At 43.4% G+C, this 19777-nt stretch carries 16 protein-coding genes; 6 read left to right on the top strand and 10 right to left on the bottom strand.

Annotated elements, in window-relative coordinates; translation table 11 throughout:
- Nucleotides 1-29: 29 nt before the first annotated feature.
- From can to AB9P05_RS20585, 3 genes are all read right to left on the bottom strand, one after another.
- Nucleotides 30-656 (bottom strand): carbonate dehydratase, encoded by a 627-nt coding sequence (can, locus tag AB9P05_RS20595; protein ID WP_371910726.1) that lies wholly within the window; start codon nt 654-656, stop codon nt 30-32.
- Nucleotides 653-2260, bottom strand: coding sequence for a SulP family inorganic anion transporter (locus AB9P05_RS20590; RefSeq protein ID WP_371910725.1), 1608 nt, complete (start codon nt 2258-2260; stop codon nt 653-655). The genes can and AB9P05_RS20590 overlap by 4 nt, the downstream gene beginning before the upstream one ends.
- A 158-nt stretch (nt 2261-2418) precedes the next feature.
- Nucleotides 2419-3603, bottom strand: coding sequence for a class I SAM-dependent rRNA methyltransferase (locus tag AB9P05_RS20585; RefSeq protein WP_371910724.1), 1185 nt, complete (start codon nt 3601-3603; stop codon nt 2419-2421).
- Between the two features lie 246 nt (nt 3604-3849).
- Between AB9P05_RS20585 and AB9P05_RS20580 the strand changes: the two genes are divergently transcribed.
- Both AB9P05_RS20580 and AB9P05_RS20575 read left to right on the top strand, forming a co-directional pair.
- Complete coding sequence (locus AB9P05_RS20580; RefSeq protein WP_371910723.1) at nt 3850-5853, top strand: trypsin-like serine protease; 2004 nt, start codon at nt 3850-3852, stop codon at nt 5851-5853.
- Nucleotides 5854-6217: 364 nt separating this feature from the next.
- On the top strand, nt 6218-7786 hold the full coding sequence (locus AB9P05_RS20575; protein WP_371910722.1) for a trypsin-like serine protease: 1569 nt from the start codon (nt 6218-6220) through the stop codon (nt 7784-7786).
- 96 nt (nt 7787-7882) lie between these two features.
- Here AB9P05_RS20575 and AB9P05_RS20570 read toward each other — a convergent pair whose 3' ends face one another.
- Nucleotides 7883-8497, bottom strand: coding sequence for a TIGR00730 family Rossman fold protein (locus AB9P05_RS20570; RefSeq protein ID WP_371910721.1), 615 nt, complete (start codon nt 8495-8497; stop codon nt 7883-7885).
- 5 nt (nt 8498-8502) lie between these two features.
- Nucleotides 8503-9357, bottom strand: a complete 855-nt coding sequence (locus AB9P05_RS20565) for a DUF3298 domain-containing protein (RefSeq protein ID WP_371910720.1) — start codon at nt 9355-9357, stop codon at nt 8503-8505.
- A gap of 237 nt (nt 9358-9594) precedes the next feature.
- Between AB9P05_RS20565 and AB9P05_RS20560 the strand changes: the two genes are divergently transcribed.
- Genes AB9P05_RS20560 through AB9P05_RS20550 form a run of 3 tightly spaced genes read left to right on the top strand, consistent with a single transcriptional unit; the run spans nt 9595 to nt 13264 of the window.
- A complete protein-coding gene (locus tag AB9P05_RS20560) occupies nt 9595-10842 on the top strand; it encodes a DEAD/DEAH box helicase (protein WP_371910719.1) in 1248 nt (415 codons plus the stop codon).
- 33 nt (nt 10843-10875) lie between these two features.
- Nucleotides 10876-12129 (top strand): NAD(P)/FAD-dependent oxidoreductase, encoded by a 1254-nt coding sequence (locus AB9P05_RS20555; protein ID WP_371910718.1) that lies wholly within the window; start codon nt 10876-10878, stop codon nt 12127-12129.
- A 31-nt stretch (nt 12130-12160) separates the two neighbouring features.
- Nucleotides 12161-13264: an oxygenase MpaB family protein gene (locus AB9P05_RS20550; RefSeq protein WP_371910717.1), complete on the top strand. Its 1104-nt coding sequence runs from the start codon at nt 12161-12163 to the stop codon at nt 13262-13264.
- Here AB9P05_RS20550 and AB9P05_RS20545 read toward each other — a convergent pair.
- The 4 genes from AB9P05_RS20545 to AB9P05_RS20530 all read right to left on the bottom strand — a co-directional run bounded on the left by AB9P05_RS20545 (nt 13257) and on the right by AB9P05_RS20530 (nt 16255).
- Nucleotides 13257-13655 (bottom strand): hypothetical protein, encoded by a 399-nt coding sequence (locus tag AB9P05_RS20545; RefSeq protein ID WP_371910716.1) that lies wholly within the window; start codon nt 13653-13655, stop codon nt 13257-13259. The genes AB9P05_RS20550 and AB9P05_RS20545 overlap by 8 nt on opposite strands.
- Before the next feature lie 156 nt (nt 13656-13811).
- A complete protein-coding gene (locus tag AB9P05_RS20540; protein WP_371910715.1) occupies nt 13812-15095 on the bottom strand; it encodes a PAS domain-containing protein in 1284 nt (427 codons plus the stop codon).
- An 838-nt stretch (nt 15096-15933) separates the two neighbouring features.
- Nucleotides 15934-16077, bottom strand: coding sequence for a glycosyltransferase (locus AB9P05_RS20535; RefSeq protein WP_371910714.1), 144 nt, complete (start codon nt 16075-16077; stop codon nt 15934-15936).
- Nucleotides 16046-16255 carry a glycosyltransferase family 2 protein gene (locus tag AB9P05_RS20530; protein WP_371911374.1) on the bottom strand — a complete coding sequence of 70 codons (210 nt, stop codon included), beginning with the start codon at nt 16253-16255 and terminating at the stop codon, nt 16046-16048. Before AB9P05_RS20530 ends, AB9P05_RS20535 begins: the two co-directional genes overlap by 32 nt.
- A gap of 156 nt (nt 16256-16411) precedes the next feature.
- Here AB9P05_RS20530 and AB9P05_RS20525 point away from each other — a divergent pair, with 156 nt between their 5' ends.
- A complete protein-coding gene (locus AB9P05_RS20525; protein WP_371910713.1) occupies nt 16412-19066 on the top strand; it encodes a PAS domain S-box protein in 2655 nt (884 codons plus the stop codon).
- Here the strand turns inward: AB9P05_RS20525 and AB9P05_RS20520 are convergent.
- The gene (locus tag AB9P05_RS20520; RefSeq protein WP_371910712.1) at nt 19037-19774 is read right to left on the bottom strand and encodes a tetratricopeptide repeat protein; all 738 of its coding nucleotides are present in this window, start codon (nt 19772-19774) and stop codon (nt 19037-19039) included. The two genes, AB9P05_RS20525 and AB9P05_RS20520, sit on opposite strands and share 30 nt — an antisense overlap.
- Nucleotides 19775-19777: the final 3 nt, after the last annotated feature.

Raw genomic sequence — 19777 nt, 5'->3', positions numbered from 1 at the left:
GCATTTTTATATTAGATGCATTAACTTTATCAGTCGTACATGTAAATATCATCCAGTTTATGATCATGATCCAGCTGGACAAGTTCGTTCAGCAAGCCATCTTCCAGATTATACACCCAGCCATGTAGGGTAGGGGCTTTACGGCCCTTCCAGGCGTCTTGTATAAAAGTTGTTTTGGCCAGATTATGTACCTGCTCAATTGTATTCAGTTCTACCAGCTTATTAACCCGATCATTTTCATCTGTGATAGCGCTGATTTCTTCACGATGCATACGATATACATCCTTTATATTTCTAAGCCACTTGTTGATCAGGCCAAAGTTATTGCGTGACATAGCGGCTTTGACACCGCCACAGCCATAGTGTCCGCATACGATTACGTGCTCTACCTCAAGTACCTCCACAGCATACTGCAGCACACTAAGCAGGTTAAGGTCTGTATGCACCACCATATTTGCTATATTCCGATGCACAAATATCTCACCTGGCTGAGTATGAGTAACTTCATTAGCTGGTACACGGCTATCTGAACAACCTATCCATAAAAATTTTGGCTTTTGAGTGGTTGCATGGCGTGAGAAAAATTCCTTATCCTCCTCTAGCTTTTCCTGAGCCCATGCCTTGTTTTCTAGTAATAATCTTTCGAATGGTTTCATGCCTTAGTGAGTTCTTGTAGATCTTCTTTAGTTCTTGGAGCTAACCCGTTAAGGTTATCCATAGTGGATTTCAGTTCCACAGTAATATCTTTCATAGAGGCTGTTTCTGTAAACTCCTTTAGAGTTTCTTGTATATCACTATCAACAAATTTTGCCCTGGTACCATCAATCAGCACATGGCTGCCAGCAGGTATTTCTCTCAGGATAGTCCTCAATTCAATTTTGTTAAGAAAGCTAACGTCCTTTTTAAGCCTCAAGAGGTAGTTGTTGTTATGCCTGGCAACTGTAATTGCACTGTGATAGTTGCTTTTCATAACGAAGAAAAACCCTACTACCATACCGATAGCTATCCCTATAAGCAGGTCAGTAAAGTAAATGGCGATAATGGTAATGATAAAAGGGAGAAACTGGTCCCATCCTTTTCTGTACATCTGCTTATACAATACTGGCTTGGTAAGCTTGTACCCGACTAAAAGTAACACGGCGGCCAACGCACTTTTAGGAATCAGGTTAAGTATCTGAGGAATAAAAGCTACTGTAGCTAATAGCATAAACCCGTGAAGCACAGCCGAAACCTTGGTTCGTGCCCCGGAGCTAATATTAGCAGAACTTCGAACGATAACGGCCGTGATTGGGAGACCACCTATAAGACCTGATAAGGTATTTCCCATACCCTGGGCAATTAATTCTCTGTTTGTTGGTGTTATTCGCTTCAGCGGGTCCAGCTTGTCAGTTGCCTCAATACTTAAGAGAGTCTCAATACTTGCTATCATAGCGATAGTAAAGGCAATTACCCACATATTGTAATTGCCTATCGCACTAAAGTCGGGGAGTGTAAAGTTGCTGGTAAACTTGCTGAAACTGAATCCACCATCCTCCCCGAAGCTTAAGGGAATATTAGAAACAAGGTGGCTATCCTGTAAATAAAATTCGGGCATGTACGATTTGTAAAATACATTGGCGAATATTCCAAAAAGCACAACAATCATAGCTCCCGGCACCACCTGGAAGAACTTGAACTTTTTAAATTGAGGAAGCCCCCACAGGATCAGGATGGCTAATGAGATAACTGTGATAATTATAGCACCGGGAGTCAGGTAATCGGTGATTTTCAATATCTCAGTCAATGTGTTTTCGCCGTCCTTCTGCCAGAAACTCATATCTCCTTCATAGTCTTCGTCCAACCCAAAGGCATGGGGTATCTGCTTGAAAATCAGAATGAGACCGATTGCAGAAAGCATGCCTTTTATAACCGAGTCAGGGAAGAAGTTTGCGACGACACCTGCTTTCAGAAGGCCAAGGGTCAGCTGCATCAGACCGCCTATCATCACAGCAAGGAGGAAAATATTAAACGACCCGAGCTCACCTATGCCATCTGCCACAATAACGGCAAGGCCAGCAGCAGGGCCACTCACTGCCAGGCTGGAACCACTCGCAAAGCCTATCACTATACCACCGATGATACCTGCAATGATACCGGAAAAAAGTGGAGCTTCAGATGCGAGTGCAATACCCAGGCAAAGGGGAAGGGCAACGAGGAATACCACAATCGAGGCTGGTACGTCCTTTCCTAAATTCTGAGTCCAGGAGTTATTATTTTCCATGTGTTAAAAGATCTTGTTCTAAATATCTTTGTAAAAAACAGCACATTTGGCCGTAAAAGGATTACCACCCATTCTATGCGATAATTTTACCTCAGCTTGGCTTGGGAGTGCACAGAATTACGGCCAAGTTAGCTATCTATTATTGGGATTGAAATTTTTTAGTCCTCTATGTATAACACTAACCCCTTCAGGTATTCACTTTCAGGGTGAAAAATATTTACAGGATGATCTGCAGGCTGAGATAAATTGTGTAAAATACGCACCTTACGCCCGGCTTCAATGGCTGCAGCTGCAATGGTGTTACTAAATAATTGCCTGTCTACCACTTGGGAGCATGAGAAGGTAAATAGGACACTGCCAGACTTCATTCGCCTGATAGCCTCGGCATTCAGGCGTTTATAGCCCTGAACAGCATTATGCCTTACGTTGATATGCTTGGCAAAAGCAGGCGGATCTAGTATTACCACATCAAATCCGGTATCCACTTCCCTTATATACTTCACCACATCGGCATTGACACTTTCATGAGATGACTCTCCGGGAAAATTCAAGGCTATATTCTTATCCGTTAGCTCCAGAGCTCTTGCGGAACTATCCACACTATGCACTTTTGTAGCACCAGCCTTAAGTGCATATACTGAAAAACCTCCTGTATAGCAGAAGGTATTAATGACTGACTTCCCTTTACTAAAGGTACTTAGAAGTCTTCGGTTTTCACGCTGATCTATAAAGAAGCCGGTTTTCTGGCCCTTCTCCCAATCTATTAAAAACCTGTTCCCATACTCCAGCACTTCATTAGTATCCGAAGCTCCCCAAAGGTATCCATCTTCTGGACTGACCGGAGATTTTTTGGGGAGGGTCTCGCCACTCTTATTATAAACAGCCTTCAGGCGATCACCCAATGCCTCTTTGAGGCTCTCGGCAATAAGCTCACTGCTCCGGTACATGCCAATAGAATGACACTGAACCACTGCTGTACCGTTGTAATAGTCTATGATAAGTCCTGGAAGACCATCTCCTTCACCATGCACAAGCCTGAATACATTCGTATGTTCAGCATCCAGAAGACCGATCTCTTTACGAAGTCGTGCAGCTGATCTGAGCCGTTTGACAAAAAATTCTTTGTCTGCAATAGCATCATCGAATGAAATTATTCGACCGGTTATACTTCCATTCTGATAATGAGCGATCCCCAGCCACTCACCATCAGCTCCTGTTACCTGCAGCACATCCCCTTCTTCAGGATTACCTGTGATTTTAGCAATAGCACCTGAAAATATCCACGGATGAAACCTGCGGACCGGACGGTCTTTTCCTTTTTTAAGTATGATCTTCTTATCCAATTTATCCATTTATTATCCAACAAAGGTAGAATATTAAATGATGTGCTAAAGCTCAATGCTTCTCTATAGCGTTCCTGGCAATTTATAACTCCAGGCTATCAAATAATAATATTTTAAATTAACCTCTTGTCTAAAAATCAAAATGCAATGAAAAACATATTTTAAAATAAAAATTTTAATAAAAAGCCTTTAAATTACTATATTGATAATCACAATAAATTCAATCAACTAATAATCCATCATAGTATGAGAAAAAAATTACTAACCACATTATGTCTCACCATTGCGTTTGCTACAGGCGCTTTTGCTCAAAAAGTCGATCCCGGCGCCATCGTAGGTGGGTCAAACGCGGATATTGCTGATTACCCTTACCAGGTATCAGTTCAGACCACCAGTGGCTCACATTTTTGCGGCGGCACCATCATTAATGAATACTGGATTGTTTCAGCCGCTCATTGTTTTCAGGGGAGTACTACAGGAACAGCATCCAATATCCAGATCCTTGCCGGTTCGACAAGGTTAAGTACTGCTAGCCAGGGCCAGATTCGTCAGGTAGAAACCATTATTACCTTTCCCGGCTATGAGGACGTAACACTGGGACGTGACTGCGCTTTACTGAAGCTTTCTTCTCCTCTTGATCTTTCTGCCCCAAATGTAGGTGCTATTCCTATGGCAACTGAGGCAGACAGATTGGGCGGACTTACCGATCCCGGTATCATTTCCTTCATATCAGGCTGGGGTACGCTTTCCTCGGGCGGGACCTCTCCTGATGTCCTGCAGGCCGCACAGGTACCTATCGTTTCCAATGCTGATGCAGACGCAGCGTACTCGACAGTAAATATTACCGATGATCAGCTTGCTGCCGGCTATCTTGGCGAGGGCGGGGTTGATGCCTGCCAGGGTGATTCCGGAGGACCCTTGGTTGTACCGAATGCTAGTAACGATGGTGTTATACTTGCCGGTATCGTTAGCTGGGGTAATGGTTGCGCACTTCCGGATTATCCAGGCATGTATGCAAGGGCCTCTTCCTTTGAGACTTGGGTAGACGGAATTGTAAACAATACAGGCTATTGCTATGTACAGGGTAATACCACTTCAGATGAGTGGGTCCAAAGCGTATCTATTGGGTCTTTCACCAACAATAGTGGTGATAACCTTGGCTATGGCGACTTCACCGGCCAGCAGGCAGACCTGGAAATAGGAACAAGTTACAGCCTAACACTGGAGCCCGGGTATTCAGGCCGGAGCTATAATGAGTACTGGCGAATCTGGATCGACCTGAATAATGACCAGGATTTTGATGATGCCGGCGAGCTGGTATTTGATGCAGGTAGTGCAGCAAAAGGAATTACCACAGGATCACTAACAGTACCTGCGGGTACTACCCCTGTTCTTACGCGCATGCGTGTTGCTATGAAATATAATGCAGCTCCCGGACCTTGCGAGGTGTTTCAGTATGGTGAGGTGGAAGATTACACTGTCAACCTGACGGATGGTGGCAATAACGGTGGGGGAGACCCTGTTTATTGTGTATCCAGTGGTGGCGGCAATAAAGATTATATAAATAGTGTGTCTTTTGCTGGTAACAGCAACACTTCTGGTGCTGACGGAGGATATGGAGACTACACCAACGTCACATTTAATGTCTCTGCCGGATCCGCCTATACCCTTTCTGTAGCTGAAGGGCACAAGGGTCGTGCACCAAGCCAGGTATACCGCGCTTGGGTGGACTGGAACCAGGATGGCGACTTCGATGACAGTGGTGAACTGGTACTATCTGCCGGCCCAACTACTGCTGTTTCTGTAAGTGGCAGTGTGGTTGTACCCTCTACCGCCTTCAACGGGAACACACGGATGCGGATAAGTCAGAAAAACAATTCGGCACCCGGAAGCTGCGAAACGTACGGCTCGGGCGAAGTTGAAGATTATTCGATATCCGTTTCTAACGGTGCAACAAAATCAACAGATTTTACATCACGTTCAAGCGCAAATGAGCTTAGCCTGAGTTATTTTCCTAATCCTGCCAGAGACAACCTTACTTTAACCTTGGACCATGGTAAGGAAAGTACCGGAATTAGTGTAAGAATATTGACACTAAGCGGCGCTGAGGTATTTAGCCAGAAAATGAGTAGCGGGAATGGCATCACTAATCATAGCCTGAATATCAGTGGCCTGCGCGATGGTATTTACATGCTTAAGGTAAAAGGTGACGGCTATAATGAAGTAGAAAAACTCGTTATCAAACGATAATTCATTTAAGAATAGTACCCCACAACTTGAAAAGAGGCGCCAGAGGTGCCTCTTTTCAAGTTGTGTATTATTAAGAAATAACTTGTAAGGAAAGAAGAATCTTATTCAACCTCTAATGTTATAATTATTCAGTTCCTTCCTCATAACTATCCTCTCCATAATGGAATAAAATCTAAACAAACATTTGTTTGGTCTATTATTAGTGAAATTTTATTCCAATCAAGGCAAGAGGAAACCCGCATTACGGTGGTCCCCAATGTTATCCACCCAATTAAAGATTCTTTTCCTGATTTAAAGAAGTTAGTAATTTCGTGGTTATGGATTGAGTAAATCCAAATTATGTTCTTACTATAAACCTCTTTTTATGAGAAAAATTTTACTGTTTTTTTCCATGTCTATCTTTGCTGCTACGGCAGCCTTTGCCCAGAAGGGAGATAACGAAGGCGCCATTGTGGGTGGTAGTAATGCTAACATTTCTGATTACCCTTACCAGGTCTCTATACAGACTACCAGCGGATACCACTTTTGTGGTGGAACCATCATCGATGATGAGTGGATTCTGACAGCAGCTCACTGTATCGATGGTACAGCCGCTTCCAGCATCCGCGTTATGGCAGGTGCAAGCCGCATAAGCCAGTCAAGCAGTGGACAGATTCGCTCTGTATCAGCTATTTATGCTTATCCCGGATATAGTACGCCCAGCGCAGGTAAAGATGCTGCTCTATTGAAGCTTTCTTCTCCTCTGTCATTTAACAGTTCTGTACAGGCTATTCCTTACGCTACTGCTGCAGATGCTTCTGCCGGATACACCAATGCTGGTGTAATGTCTACCATATCAGGATGGGGTACCCTGTCTTCAGGTGGTTCTTCACCTGATCAGCTTCAGGCCGCTCAGGTACCTATCGTGTCTAATTCTTATGCTAATGCAGCTTACCCTCAGAACATCACTTCTGATCAGCTTGGTGCCGGTTACACTACTGGTGGTATTGATGCCTGCCAGGGTGACTCCGGAGGACCTCTGGTTGTTTCTAAAGGTTCTGGTGTGATCGTTGCTGGTATTGTAAGCTGGGGTTACGGATGTGCTGACCCTAACTATCCTGGTATGTATGGCAGAGTGTCTTCTTTCGCTACATGGATTGACGGCTACGTAGGTGGCTCATCCGGCGGCGGTGGGGGAGGTTCTACCTCTTACTGTGCTTCCAAAGGCAATAACTCTTCTTACGAGTGGATTCAGCGTGTAGACTTTGCTAACTTGTGGTACTCAAATAGTGGTGATAACGGCGGATATGCTTCTTATGATGCTTCTGCATGGTCTGTATATCAGGGTACGTCTTACCCTATCACTGTAGATGTTAACTTCAGCGGTTCATCTTACACTGAATACTACAGAGTATGGATTGACTACAATGGCGACGGTGATTTTAACGACAGCGGTGAGCTGATTCTTAGCAAGAGCTCTTCTTCAAGTAGCGGAGTGTCTGGTAACTTTACTGTTCCTTCAGGTGCCAAATCTGGTAACACCCGCATGCGTGTATCTATGAAGTATAACAGTGCACCTGGCAGCTGTGAGACTTTCAGCTACGGTGAGGTAGAAGACTACACGATCAACATCGGTGGTGTGCGTGCTGGTATCGCTTCAAGCGAAGTAGAAGGTGTTCGTAGTGGTATCGATGCCAATGCAAACTTCTTCATGGCTCCTAACCCTGCTAAAACTTCTTCTACGCTATCCTACAACGTAGGACCTGAGGCTAAAGATGTGAAAATCAAGCTTTATGATGTAACCGGTGCTGTTATTACGACTGCCGATTACGCTCAGCTCAGTGGCCTTATCGAACATACGTTTGATGTGCAGAGCCTGCGTGAAGGTGTTTACATGATCTCCGTAGAGAGCGGTGATGAGAAAAAAGTAGAGCGTCTTGTAGTAAGCAAGTAAGCTCCCTGACGATATATCTATCTTAATTGATAAAAAGAGGGCACTGCATAGTGCCCTCTTTTTATTTTTGTGTAGTCTGTTTTCAGGCTTCTTGTATCAGGGGCGCTTTTTATTTTCCAGATTTGCGTATCCCTTCAGATTAACAAGTTCCTCAGTCCATTCCGGAGCGTTTTGCAAGGCTTCCATCACATCATCCCCTTCATTTAGTACAGTCCACATCATACGATGCTTCGGCTTTAAAAACTTTTCTTCAATACTCTTTTCCAGCATTTGAATAAGAGGGTCATAGTAGCCATTGATATTGTAAATGATGATTGGTTCCATGAAAAGCCCCAGCCGCTTCAGAGTAATAACCTCCAGTAGCTCTTCGAAGGTACCGCAACCACCAGGCAATGCGATCACCCCATTTACCTCTTCCAGAAACCGCTTTTTCCTCTCATGCATGTCACCTACAAAGATGAATTCGGTAACGGCCTTATGGTTAAGCTCCACTTTCTTCATGAAATTAGGCATAATGCCGATAATCCGCCCCTCCCGTGCAACGACGGTGTCCGCAAGATGTCCCATCAGACCTACTGCTCCTCCACCGTACACAACCGTCACATTATTATCTACCAGTGAATTTGCCAGCGATTCTGTTGCGGCAAAATATTTTTCATCTACATAAGGGCTTGATGCGGCATATACGCATACCTTATTGATCTTTCTCATATTAATTACTGATTTACAGATATCTGAACCGGAACTTTGTTTTCATCCACCAGGCCGGAGATTGCATTCCAGGGCAGAAAAAGCTCGGGAGTGCCTTCTGCATAAGAGGTGATTTCATAAGCATTATACAGAAAATTAAGCCCCTGACCTGTTATCGTAAAGTTATCATTGAGCGAAAACTCATTGTCCTGAAACCAGTATCCGGCTGTTTTGAAAGATTGATTGCCAAGTTCATACCTTTGTCGGAAGATAGTTTCGGCCACCGCATTCAATGAGTCCATATCCGCCGGATCCTTTAGTAAGTCTCTGATACTATATTTTTGTCCGCTGGCGGGGTCAAAATTAAAAAATACTACAGAACCATTCCCATGGGCTCCACCTGTGAACTGATATGTGTTAAACTTCAGTGTCACCAACTCTGGGGTATTGTATTCAACAGATAAGTCATTCGTTACCTCCCATTTACTAAGTGTCATGTTTCGATATTCTTCCCCAAGTGTATCTATCAGACTGGGAGAGTATTTTTTAAAGAATTGCGCCCGGGCATCATTTTCATAAACATACTCCCGTACCAGATTACCTATGCTATCCCTGAGCAAGTCACTTGAGCCCTGCAGGCTGTCCGGATAGGAGAGTGATATTCTTGTGCAAGCGGGAAATGTTTCCGTATCCTCACAATTCCCCAGCGTAGTATCCAGGGTTACCATAGTGTATTCAAGAGGATAAGCCGGAGGGTGTGCCATAGGCGTGGCAGATTCCCTGTCCTCAGCAGGAGGTACGTCACCCTCTTTTTCCTCCTGTCCGCAGCCCGGAGCTGCTAAAAATATGGAGGCAATAAACATAAAAGTTAGTTTTCTCATGTCCTTTTGATAATTTTAGAAATGTTTCGCCCGAACATGGCCCATTAATTGGAAAGTAAAGGTAGAAACATATTAATTACGATGAGGTTTAATATGAAAATTCCTTTATTTGCACTTGATGGCTAATCATTTGCAATCAAATAATTACCATTAGGGGTGTTTGCCAGGCAATCACCATGCTTTTAAACGAAAGTTTTTGACTATAGAATTACTTTTTAATAAAAAAGTCTACAAAATTTGAAATTCGAGGAGCTTAACTTCGGCCCGGCAGTAATGGAAGGCCTTTCTGCCATGGGCTTTGAAAATGCAACTCCCGTCCAGGCCGAAACCATTCCAATCATTCTGGAAGGTAAAGACATTATCGGTTGTGCTCAGACAGGCACCGGTAAAACAGCCGCCTATCTTTTACCCATTCTTAACAAATTGGCTACAAGCGGGAACGATGAGCACAATGTCGATGCCATCATACTGGCACCTACCCGGGAGCTAGCCGTACAGATAGACCGGTCATTGGCAGGATTTGCATATTTTACTAATACCAGTTCACTCGCCATCTACGGCGGTACTGACGGAGCATCTTTTGAGCGTGAAAAAAAGGCGCTCAAAGAAGGGGCAGACATTGTCATAGCTACACCCGGCAGGCTTATTATGCATCTGAATATGGGGTACGTGAAGCTTGATAATCTTAGCTTTCTGGTACTTGATGAGGCAGACAGAATGCTGGATATGGGATTTCTGGGAGACCTAATGAAGATCATAAGTTTCTTGCCGGAAGAAAGGCAGACACTTATGTTCAGTGCTACTATGCCTCCCAAAATCAGATCTCTGGCAGAGAAAATCCTGAAAGAGCCGGAACAGGTAAACCTTGCAGTTTCAAAACCTGCAGAGGGAGTTTTTCAAGGGGTATTCCTGGCTCACGACGACCAGAAAATTGAACTGATCAAGCACTTACTTTCAGCTAAGGAAATACCTAGCATTATCATTTTCAGCAGTACTAAAGCGAACGTAAAAGCCATTGATAAGGAATTACGCAAAGCTAATTTTAATGCAAGAAGCATACACTCTGACCTGGAGCAGACCGAAAGGGAAGAGGTGCTACTGAAATTCCGTAACCGCCAGGTACAAATCCTGGTAGCGACAGACGTAATGAGCCGGGGAATTGATATTGAGAACATTGGGCTTGTTATCAATTATGACGTGCCCCATGATGGCGAAGATTACGTACACCGTGTAGGCCGTACTGCTCGCGCAGAATCAACCGGTGTCGCTTTTACTTTTGTTAATAGCAAAGATCAACAGAAGTTCTACCGGATAGAAGAAACTATAGGTATGGAAGTAAGGCGCCTCAAGCTACCTGAACACCTGGGAGAACCTCCATCCGTACAAAAGCCCCGCAAAGGCGGTCAGGGTGGAGGATCCAGACGAAAGGGCGGCGGCAGGAAAGGTGGCCAACGTAAGGGGAGGCCCGGGCGGTCATCCTCATGATACCTGTGTCCGGATACTTTTAATCTGAACGCAATGCAAAAATGTGATGTGGTAATTGTAGGGTCCGGCATGGCCGGGCTTACTGCTGCCAGTGTTTTACAAAGGAATAACCTCAGCTACTGCATAGTTGAGTCCTCTGACAGGGCAGGAGGGAGAATTAAAACTGATAACTTAGATGGCTTTCTCCTGGACAGGGGATTTCAGGTACTACTTACAGCGTATCCGGAAACCAGAGAACTACTCGATTATGCCAAGTTAAATCTTAAAAGTTTTTTGCCCGGGGCACAGGTGTATCGCAAAGGCAAAACTTTTCGGGTTGCAGACCCTACAAGACAGCCATCTGAGCTTTTCAGCTCTCTTTTCTCACCGTTAGGTTCGTTTACTGATAAGTTTCGTGTACTACGACTGAGAGCTCAATTGAGTAGTAAGTCTTTATTAGAAATATTTCAGGAGGAAGAAAAGCCTTCATTAATAGCTCTGAAAGAGGAGTATGGCTTTAGCGATAAGATGATCGACTCCTTCTTTAAGCCGTTTTTCAGTGGTATTTTCCTGGAAGGTGAGCTTGAAACCAGCAGGCGCGCACTGGATTTCGTTTTTAAGATGTTTTCTGAAGGGCACGCAGCCGTACCTGAAAAAGGTATGGAGCAAATACCAAAGCAGCTGGCGGGGCAATTACCTTCCCATATGTTTCATTTCAACACGCCTGCCACCAGCATAACAGATGGTAAAGTTGTTACTGAATCAGGAAAAGAGTTCGAAGGAAAATATGTACTCATAGCCACACAAGCCCCTGCTCTTCAAAAACTTTCCGGCTTTTCCTGTAAGGTAACTTATCAGAGCACATCTACCTTTTATTTTGTGGCAGATAAGCCACCTTACATTGAGCCTATATTAACCCTGAATGGCACCGGCTCCGGACTGATAAACAATGTGGCCGTGATGTCTAACATAGCATCATCATACGCCCCGGAAGGTAAACACCTCATATCCGCATCAGTCATTGGCGATCAAGCCTTTGATGAATACAGCATTCTCAAAACCATTAAAAAGGAACTTGAACAAATGTTTGGTAAGGAGGTAACGGAGTGGGAACACCTGCATACCTACCACATTCCGTACGCCTTGCCTGCACAAAATCATGTCCAACATGAAATAGCACCAGCTATGATGCAAATTAGTGAACGCAATTATATATGCGGTGACCACTTGCTTAATGGCTCCATCAATGCTGCTATGAGAAGCGGACGCCTCGCGGCTGAGTTAGTGGCCGACAGGCTACGAGCTTAAACATTCTTTATAGATAGAAGCTTTTGCCATCATGGGTAAAGCACAGTATTTTACAGATTCATTCCTGGATGACATGCGGATGCAAATGGATCCTTTGGCAGATCATGCATTCAGCGTCATTAAAGAAGCTGCTAACGCTTCATACCTCCGTACGATAATCGCCTCAGTTCATTATAATCACGAGAAATGGCCTGAGGATCTTCCTCCCGAGGCTATTCAATACTTTAAGCAATCAGCTCGTATCCCGGAGTTTGCAAATCTGTCCAAAATGAAGAAAGGCGCCGCTGTTTTCGTTAAGCATGCGGATGACATACTAAGTATGCTGGGTTTCGCCAGCTTGCCATACTGTTATGCAGCTTCAGATGGTGCCCGTGTACTTGACGCTTCTCCACGCCTTATAAATGAACCCTCTAAACGACTGCTGGAAACAGCCCGTTTTGTTATGGATGTAATGGATCCTTTAGCATTTACCCCTCAAGGCAGAGGTATAAAAAGTATTCAAAAAGTCCGGCTAATGCACGCAGCCGTTCGATATTACATTCTGAATAGCGGCCATTGGCAAGCGGATAAATGGGGGGTTCCTGTAAACCAAGAGGATATGGCGGGTACGCAGCTCGCATTCTGGTATATTCCGATACGAAGCTTCAGAAAAATAGGCATATCCCTCAGCAGAGAGGAAACAGATGACTTCAGGCACCTTTGGAGTGTGGTGGGAAGGATGCTAGGAGTAGAAGAACGCCTACTTCCTGATTCCGCCAAAGAGAGTTATCAGCTTTTGACCATAATTTCCCGCAGAACCATAAAGGCATCTGACCACGGGAAAGCCCTGACCAGGTCACTAATTGACCACTTTAAAGACACACCTGTGAAGGGGCCATTTGAAAAAATTACTGAGCCCTACATGAGGTATCTGTTAGGGGATGAGGTGGCCGATGCCATCGGACTTAAAAAAGAAAAATTTACCAAAGTTTTTCTCAAACCATTAGCCGGATTAAGGGGAGTTCAAAATCTCATGGGTAGTGGTAATAAGTTCTACCGTATGCGTAATTTGCTAGGTAGCCAAATCCGCAAGAAGATTGGCATACAGCACCATCAGTATGCCATGCCGCAGGGCTTAGGACAAAAACCTAATTAGGGTTCTTGAAGAACTGCAGATAGTAGATCGCATCTTCCTTACTCGTGAATAGCCGAAAGGGGAGATCCGGTTGGTCGATGCGTAACCACAGGTTCACCATTTTACGCTGTATTTCTGAGTTTACAACGATCGCCGCCGCCGTAATCCCATGTTTACCCACCCGGTCACTGAAAAGGTTCCTAGCGTTGCGGTTGAGATAATTGGTGCCACGGGCATCGATAAGAAGAGGCGTAGGATGATGTGAGAGGGTACTCAACTGCCTCATGATCTCATCAGCTTCATCCAGTGACAGATAATTGCTGTCCAGGTATTCGATAATAGCGATCCCATCTATATTCCACATTTTTATGTGGTCATTTTCAAAGAGGCACGTATTCGAATTTTTTTTCATACCAGGCAGTCAATTTTAACGAAATATCAAGCTACCGGAAATCCGGTGACATAAAATAGCTTTTTTTCATTATCCGAACAATGATTCTCAAATTAATCCTGCCGCTTTTTCTCTCTCAGAAATAACATGTTACCCTTAAGTAAGTCACTAGCATTCTTATTCCTCCAGGCTTTCTTTCAGAATGTAGAGGCAGCCCAGCTGCCTGAGGCTTTCTTTAATGCTTTCCAGATGGTTACGGGTGATGTGGTTCTGCTCAGCAAGAGACTTAATATTCCAGGCTCTCAGATCACCGATCTTATAAACTCCTAACTGATTTAAAGCAGTTAAAGTGCCTTTGTCGAGCGATATCTCCTTAAGGCTTTTTTCCATCAGTTCGGCTTTACGTGAGTACTTAAGCTGGTTTTTTCGTTTGTTCAACCGTTCGATCAGCCTCGCCGTTATCATATACTCTGTTTCTTCCTGTAATTCTTTAAGGTCCTTTTTGGTGAAAGTAGTAAGAGGCGTATTTTCATCTACCCAGGCCAGGTAGCGATCCCGTACACTATCATTACGCAGAAACTTCATTGCCAACTTCAGGTTACTGGAAAGTGTAGCATCCTTTACGCTGTTCCTATCGGCCATGATTTTGATATCCCTCACGTGTACAAACTGGTCTACCAATTCAAACTTAGGCGTAAGACGAACATTTTCTGGCTCTTTTACAAAATACTTCCAGTAACTATAAAAGTCCATCATCTCTACAGCCTCCATAAGGATCATTGCCTGCTTTTTTGTAAGCTTACTTTTGGATGACATTACCTTTTCTTCTTCTTCGGGCATAGCATCATGATGAAACCGGATGATAAAACCTGCGTTTTTCATACTCCTGTCTTCCAGGAATGAAACATCTGCAGGTACCCGGATTATGCGATTATCTGCACCGATTAAATCTACAGGTGTATCCTTAGGCAGAGATATAAGGTCCAGTTGTGAACCATCCCCTTGCTCTGCCATAATTTTTTCTATCGGCTGGCCCGTAATCTCTTTAGCGCTTATCTGCAGTAACCTGCACAACTGATCGTTGACGTACAGAATCATCCCCTTATTATTAGTGATAATAATAGGCTCACGGCAGGTTTCAAGAAGGCCTTTGAAGTAGGTATCGGGGACAGTTTTGGCAGATAGCTCTTCGTTCAGCATATTAATGCTGATAGCAATGTAGTTAAATACTTTATCCTCTTGGTTGACTGGAAGTTTTTGCTCAAAGTCAAGATTAGCCATATTAGCTATTACCTCCTGAAACTCTTCCAGGCGGCGCGATAGCTCCTCTTCATTCCGTTTTAGCTCAACTAACTTTGTAATGAGGCGAAAGAAATCACCGTCAAGCTCAGAGATTTCTTTTAGCGAAAATTTCTCTGAACCCAGCAGTACCTCTTCCAGCATTTTTGTTTTCTCTCCCACTTTTCAAAAAGTGATTTGTTGTATCGATCTCTATTAGACAAAGATATAGTATAATTGAATAATATGCATCTTCTTAATCATATCCCTGCCCAGGTAATAAATATCTTAATAATAATTTGAAATTTCTTATGAAATTGAAGGTAAGTATGTATTAATAGATTTAACTTTTATCCCCCAACATTCAGTCTAAGCATATAACCAAAAATTGCTACCCTCTTTTAACCTTATCTTCTAAATATTTAATTATTTCTATCTTTCCGGTTCGGTCACCGACATAAATGAGTAGGATTACATTCTATTCATAATCAAACTCTTCAAAAAATACCTGAGTTATTCCTTCTCTTCCGGTGCCTCACATCAATATATCCCTCAGCTGGTAGACCATAGTGTATCAGCCATTTTATTCTCGGATTATTCACTGATTTACCAGCTCACCACACCCAAACAGGCTTGTGACTACTGAATCGACGGTACCACAATCGAAAATAATAGACCTTAATCCTAAAAATGGAATCCGACCGGTACATTCGTCCTAAGATGCTTAGCCTCTTGACATTATCTTAGCACTCTACCAGTACCTCGGGTAGCTTTAACATTTTGACACCTTTGGCAAGCCACCTAAACCATAATTCATAATCTTCCGTAAAGCCCCCTTCCAGATCTGACCCAAACTCTTCAATTAGTGATTTTCTGTACAAAACCGAAGGGTGAGCGAACGAAGATTCCGTAAACCGCTTTAACACTATTTACCTATTGGATATAATTTTATTCTGAGATTGAACATAAAAAAAATATCCGTAGTTATCTTTAACACTACCACAATACCGTACGCAGTTGGCTACCATTCCGGTATCCGGTTGCTTTTTAGAAAACTGTATTGTTTAGGTAATCGACCAGCATATGATACATCATCTGCATCCATTCGCGCTATTAGCGGAGAGCGAGCCAGTTTAAGTCCTGCGTTGAGTGCTATTAATTCCACCGTGGTATTTTTTTTTCGACTCTGACTCTACTGTCCTTATGCCCCTTACCAGGTGTGAGGAACAGTCCTGGCTACCGTCGTCGATAATAAGTAATTCAAAATCTTTAAATTCCTGGCGTAGTATGCTATCTACTGCCCTGAGAATAGTAGTTTCTGCATTATACACAGGAAGTAGTATGGTTATTTGCGGATCAATGACTAGATAAAAAAATAATTGTTAACCGAGCCGGATAAGCACAGAGATTTTTAATATACTATGATTTCTCTTTTCCGGACCAGAGAATATACGAGTCGAATATGATTATCGACTCTTTTTAACGAGAGACTTTTTAGAATGCGCTTTAAAGCAGTATTGGAAGATGATTCCGTAAGTAAGTCAAATATTTTACTTTCGGGTAAAAATATAATTGATTTTGACGGGAACTGGCTCAAACTAATAGGAGCCACGGATCGGGAACAGATAATAAACACTTCTATTGAGTGCTATTTGTTCCGCCTGACACCGGAGACTGATGAATGTCCCGGTAGCGGAACCTTTCAGGTCATATCAGATGACGTTCGCAGGAGAGTAATTATAGGAGAACGGTGCTCTAATCCTATGCTAGGCTCTCGGGGCATCCTTTACACGTTTATGGTTAAAAGTGAGTCTCCTTCTGCAAAGCTTGAGGTTGCATTAGCCGGGTTGCGGGATAGGGAATTATTTAATAGTAGCCCCGATATTATTTTTGGTTTCGACCGAGAGCACCGGCACATTTATGCAAATAATAGGGTAGAAGAGCTACTTTCAATTCCCGCCGGATCCATGATCGGGAAGACTCACAGGGAACTAGGCTTTGAGGAGGATTACTGTATTTATTTTGAGAATTGCATTGAGGCAACCTTCAAAGCTGAAAAAGAAAAGCGGTTTCAGTTTTCATTACAGGATAAAATATTTGACTGGTACCTTATTCCTCTCAGAAATGAGCAGGGAGAGGTATATGAATTAGCCTCTTTTGCCAGGGAGGTAAGTGAATTAAAGAATGTAAAAAAGGCTTTGGAGAAAAGCCAGAAGGAACTCAAAGAGGCGCTCAAAATATCCAAGTTAGCCTGGTGGAAAATTGATCCTTCACAACATAAGATAATTCTTAATAATCAATTCAGATCCATCATTGGACTTTCCAAGGATGATTATCCTTTTGAAGGAATGAAAACTGAGGATTACCTTAGACGGTTCGTCGTAAAAGAAGATCAGGAGACACTAAATGCAGCATTCAGAAGAATAATGAATGCTAAAGACCCATCGCACAGGGAAACATTCGAATACACCCTCAAGCGGCATAGTGGCGTTGAAATTAAAGTGAGAACTGTTGCACGCTTACTGACTGATAATGATGGGAAACCTAAGCACATATACGGCACCATTCAGGATATTACCGAAATTTGGAAGGCAAGGAAGGTAATCGAGAATTACCGGAAGAACCTTGAAAAGATTGTTTTACAAAAAACATTAGCTCTTAGACAAAGCGAAGCGAAGCTTAATGATGCACTTAACCTGGCCAATCTTGGTACCTGGGAATATGATTTCGGAAGCAGACGATTCAAGGTAGGCGAAAGGGTACTTGAAATCCTTGGATATGTTGGCAGTAAAAACAGTTCAAAGGAATTACCCCTTGAAAGATTTATGAGCATTATTCATCCTGATGACCTGAAGCACTACCAGGAAATAGGCCGTCTGACCCTTAAGAATAAAAACGAGGACTACTCTGAAAAAATGCTTTTCCGAATAATTCGCCCGGACGGAGAGATAAGAAAGCTATTTATCAGTATTAAGATTTTACTTGATGATAAAGGATGGCATACCATGCATTACGGTACGGTTCAGGATATTACCGAAATATATAATGTCGAGAAAAAGCTGGACCGGCTCTCGAGCATCATTGAGGCCACCCCGGACATCGTATTTGTATTTAATCATGTAGGACGGGTTCAGTATATGAATCAGGCCGGAAGGAATTTTTGGGGGCTGGACAGCTTTGATGAAAGAAGCTATTTCGTAAAAGACCTGTTCTCTTCTTATGAAGTTGATAGTTTTTGGGACAACTCTGAGAAGCTCGATGAACTTGGGTATTTTAAAACCGAGTATACACTGCATAATCAGCATGGGCTGGAAGTACCTGTCAACGCCGTTATCATTGTACATCACTCAGAACCAGGCGAACCCAATCACTACAGCGTCACTTTCACAGATATAAGTCAGGTTAAAAAGGTACAGGAAAAACTGGTTTACAAAAATAATGAGCTGGATACCTTTCTTTATCGTGCCTCACACGACCTCAGAGGTCCCGTTGCCTCAATGGCAGGGTTATATCAGCTTGCCGAAATGGAGGTGGATGACCCCAAAGCCGGAAGGTTCTTTGGTATGTTTAATAAGCAGATAAGCCGCCTTAATCATATCATATCCACCCTTGCAGAGCTCACAATTATTAAGGAAAGAGATCTTGTACTGGAAGAGGTAAACTTGGAGGAGACAGTGTATGAAGTCATTGCTTCTCTTTACAAGGAGCCTAACTATGACCTCACTGAGTGGAGTGTGGAAGCCGAAAAAGACCGTACAGTTCTTACGGATCGCAGTCTCTTGGTATTAATCCTCCAAAGCCTTCTGGAAAACAGTTTGCGATACGCCAGGCCGGATGTAACGCCGAGGGTGCGGGTACAAGCAATCCTTCAGGACGCGCATCGTGTGGTGTTATTTGTAGATGACAATAGTATGGGAATAGAAAAGAATATCCAGAATAAGGTATTCAATATGTTTTTCCGCGGCAATGAAATTAGTAAGGGCAGCGGGCTCGGGCTATACTTGCTTCGTAATGCAGTAGAAAGATTGGGAGGAAGTGTTTTTCTGAGCAGTGAGGCCGGAATAGGGACCACTTTTAGAGTAGAAATCGTAGTGAATGTTCAGGAACCTGAAGCCCCCATGGGTTTACCTTCTTTTATTACCACCTCCCCTTAAATAATTAATAAATTCACCAAAAACATCCTTGTCTGAAAACACAGATTTAAGAGTATGCAGGTAATCCGATATGCTTAGCTTTTCTTTTCGAGGCTCCACCATTACCTTGTCTTTTGCATCAGGTGTAGGGGAAGGAGCCGGTGCCTGCGTGTTCCTGAAGTCTGGTGTTATGCTGCCAGATGATGGATTTTTGGCCGGATCAAGTTCGTCTGCTCGGCTAAAACTTCTTTTACTGGCGTCTATTCGCCCTAATTTTTCCTCGACAAGCCCCTTATTATTAAAGGCTATAGCATCCTCCGGGTCGAGTGTAACAGCCTTTTCATAATCCTCTAATGCCCCGCTGTAATCGCCTAACCGATCTTTGATAAATGCTCTGCTACTGAAGAAATACGGATCCTGAGGATCGGTTTTCACAGCGGCGTCAAAATCTCTCATCGCTTCCTTATTTTGTCCGGCAAGGTGTAATAGCACGCCCCTCTCTACATGAAAGCGCCCGTTATCGGGATAGCTATTAACGAGATGGTTCAGGTCTTTCAGGGCCTCCTGCGTTCTTTTCTGCTGATAGTATGTCTTGGCCCGTCCTACCAAAGCTCTAGGATGATCCGGACTTAGAGCTAGTGCGGAAGAATAACTATTAAGCGCTTCCTCCAGGAGACCTTCGCGTACCTGACGGTCTCCCGTGGCTATATAATTTTCTGCTTCTGGCATCAG

Origin of the sequence: Roseivirga sp. BDSF3-8 (assembly GCF_041449215.1) — a bacterium.
Lineage (GTDB): Bacteria > Bacteroidota > Bacteroidia > Cytophagales > Cyclobacteriaceae > JBGNFV01.
This window is presented reverse-complemented; position numbering and strand designations above follow the sequence as displayed.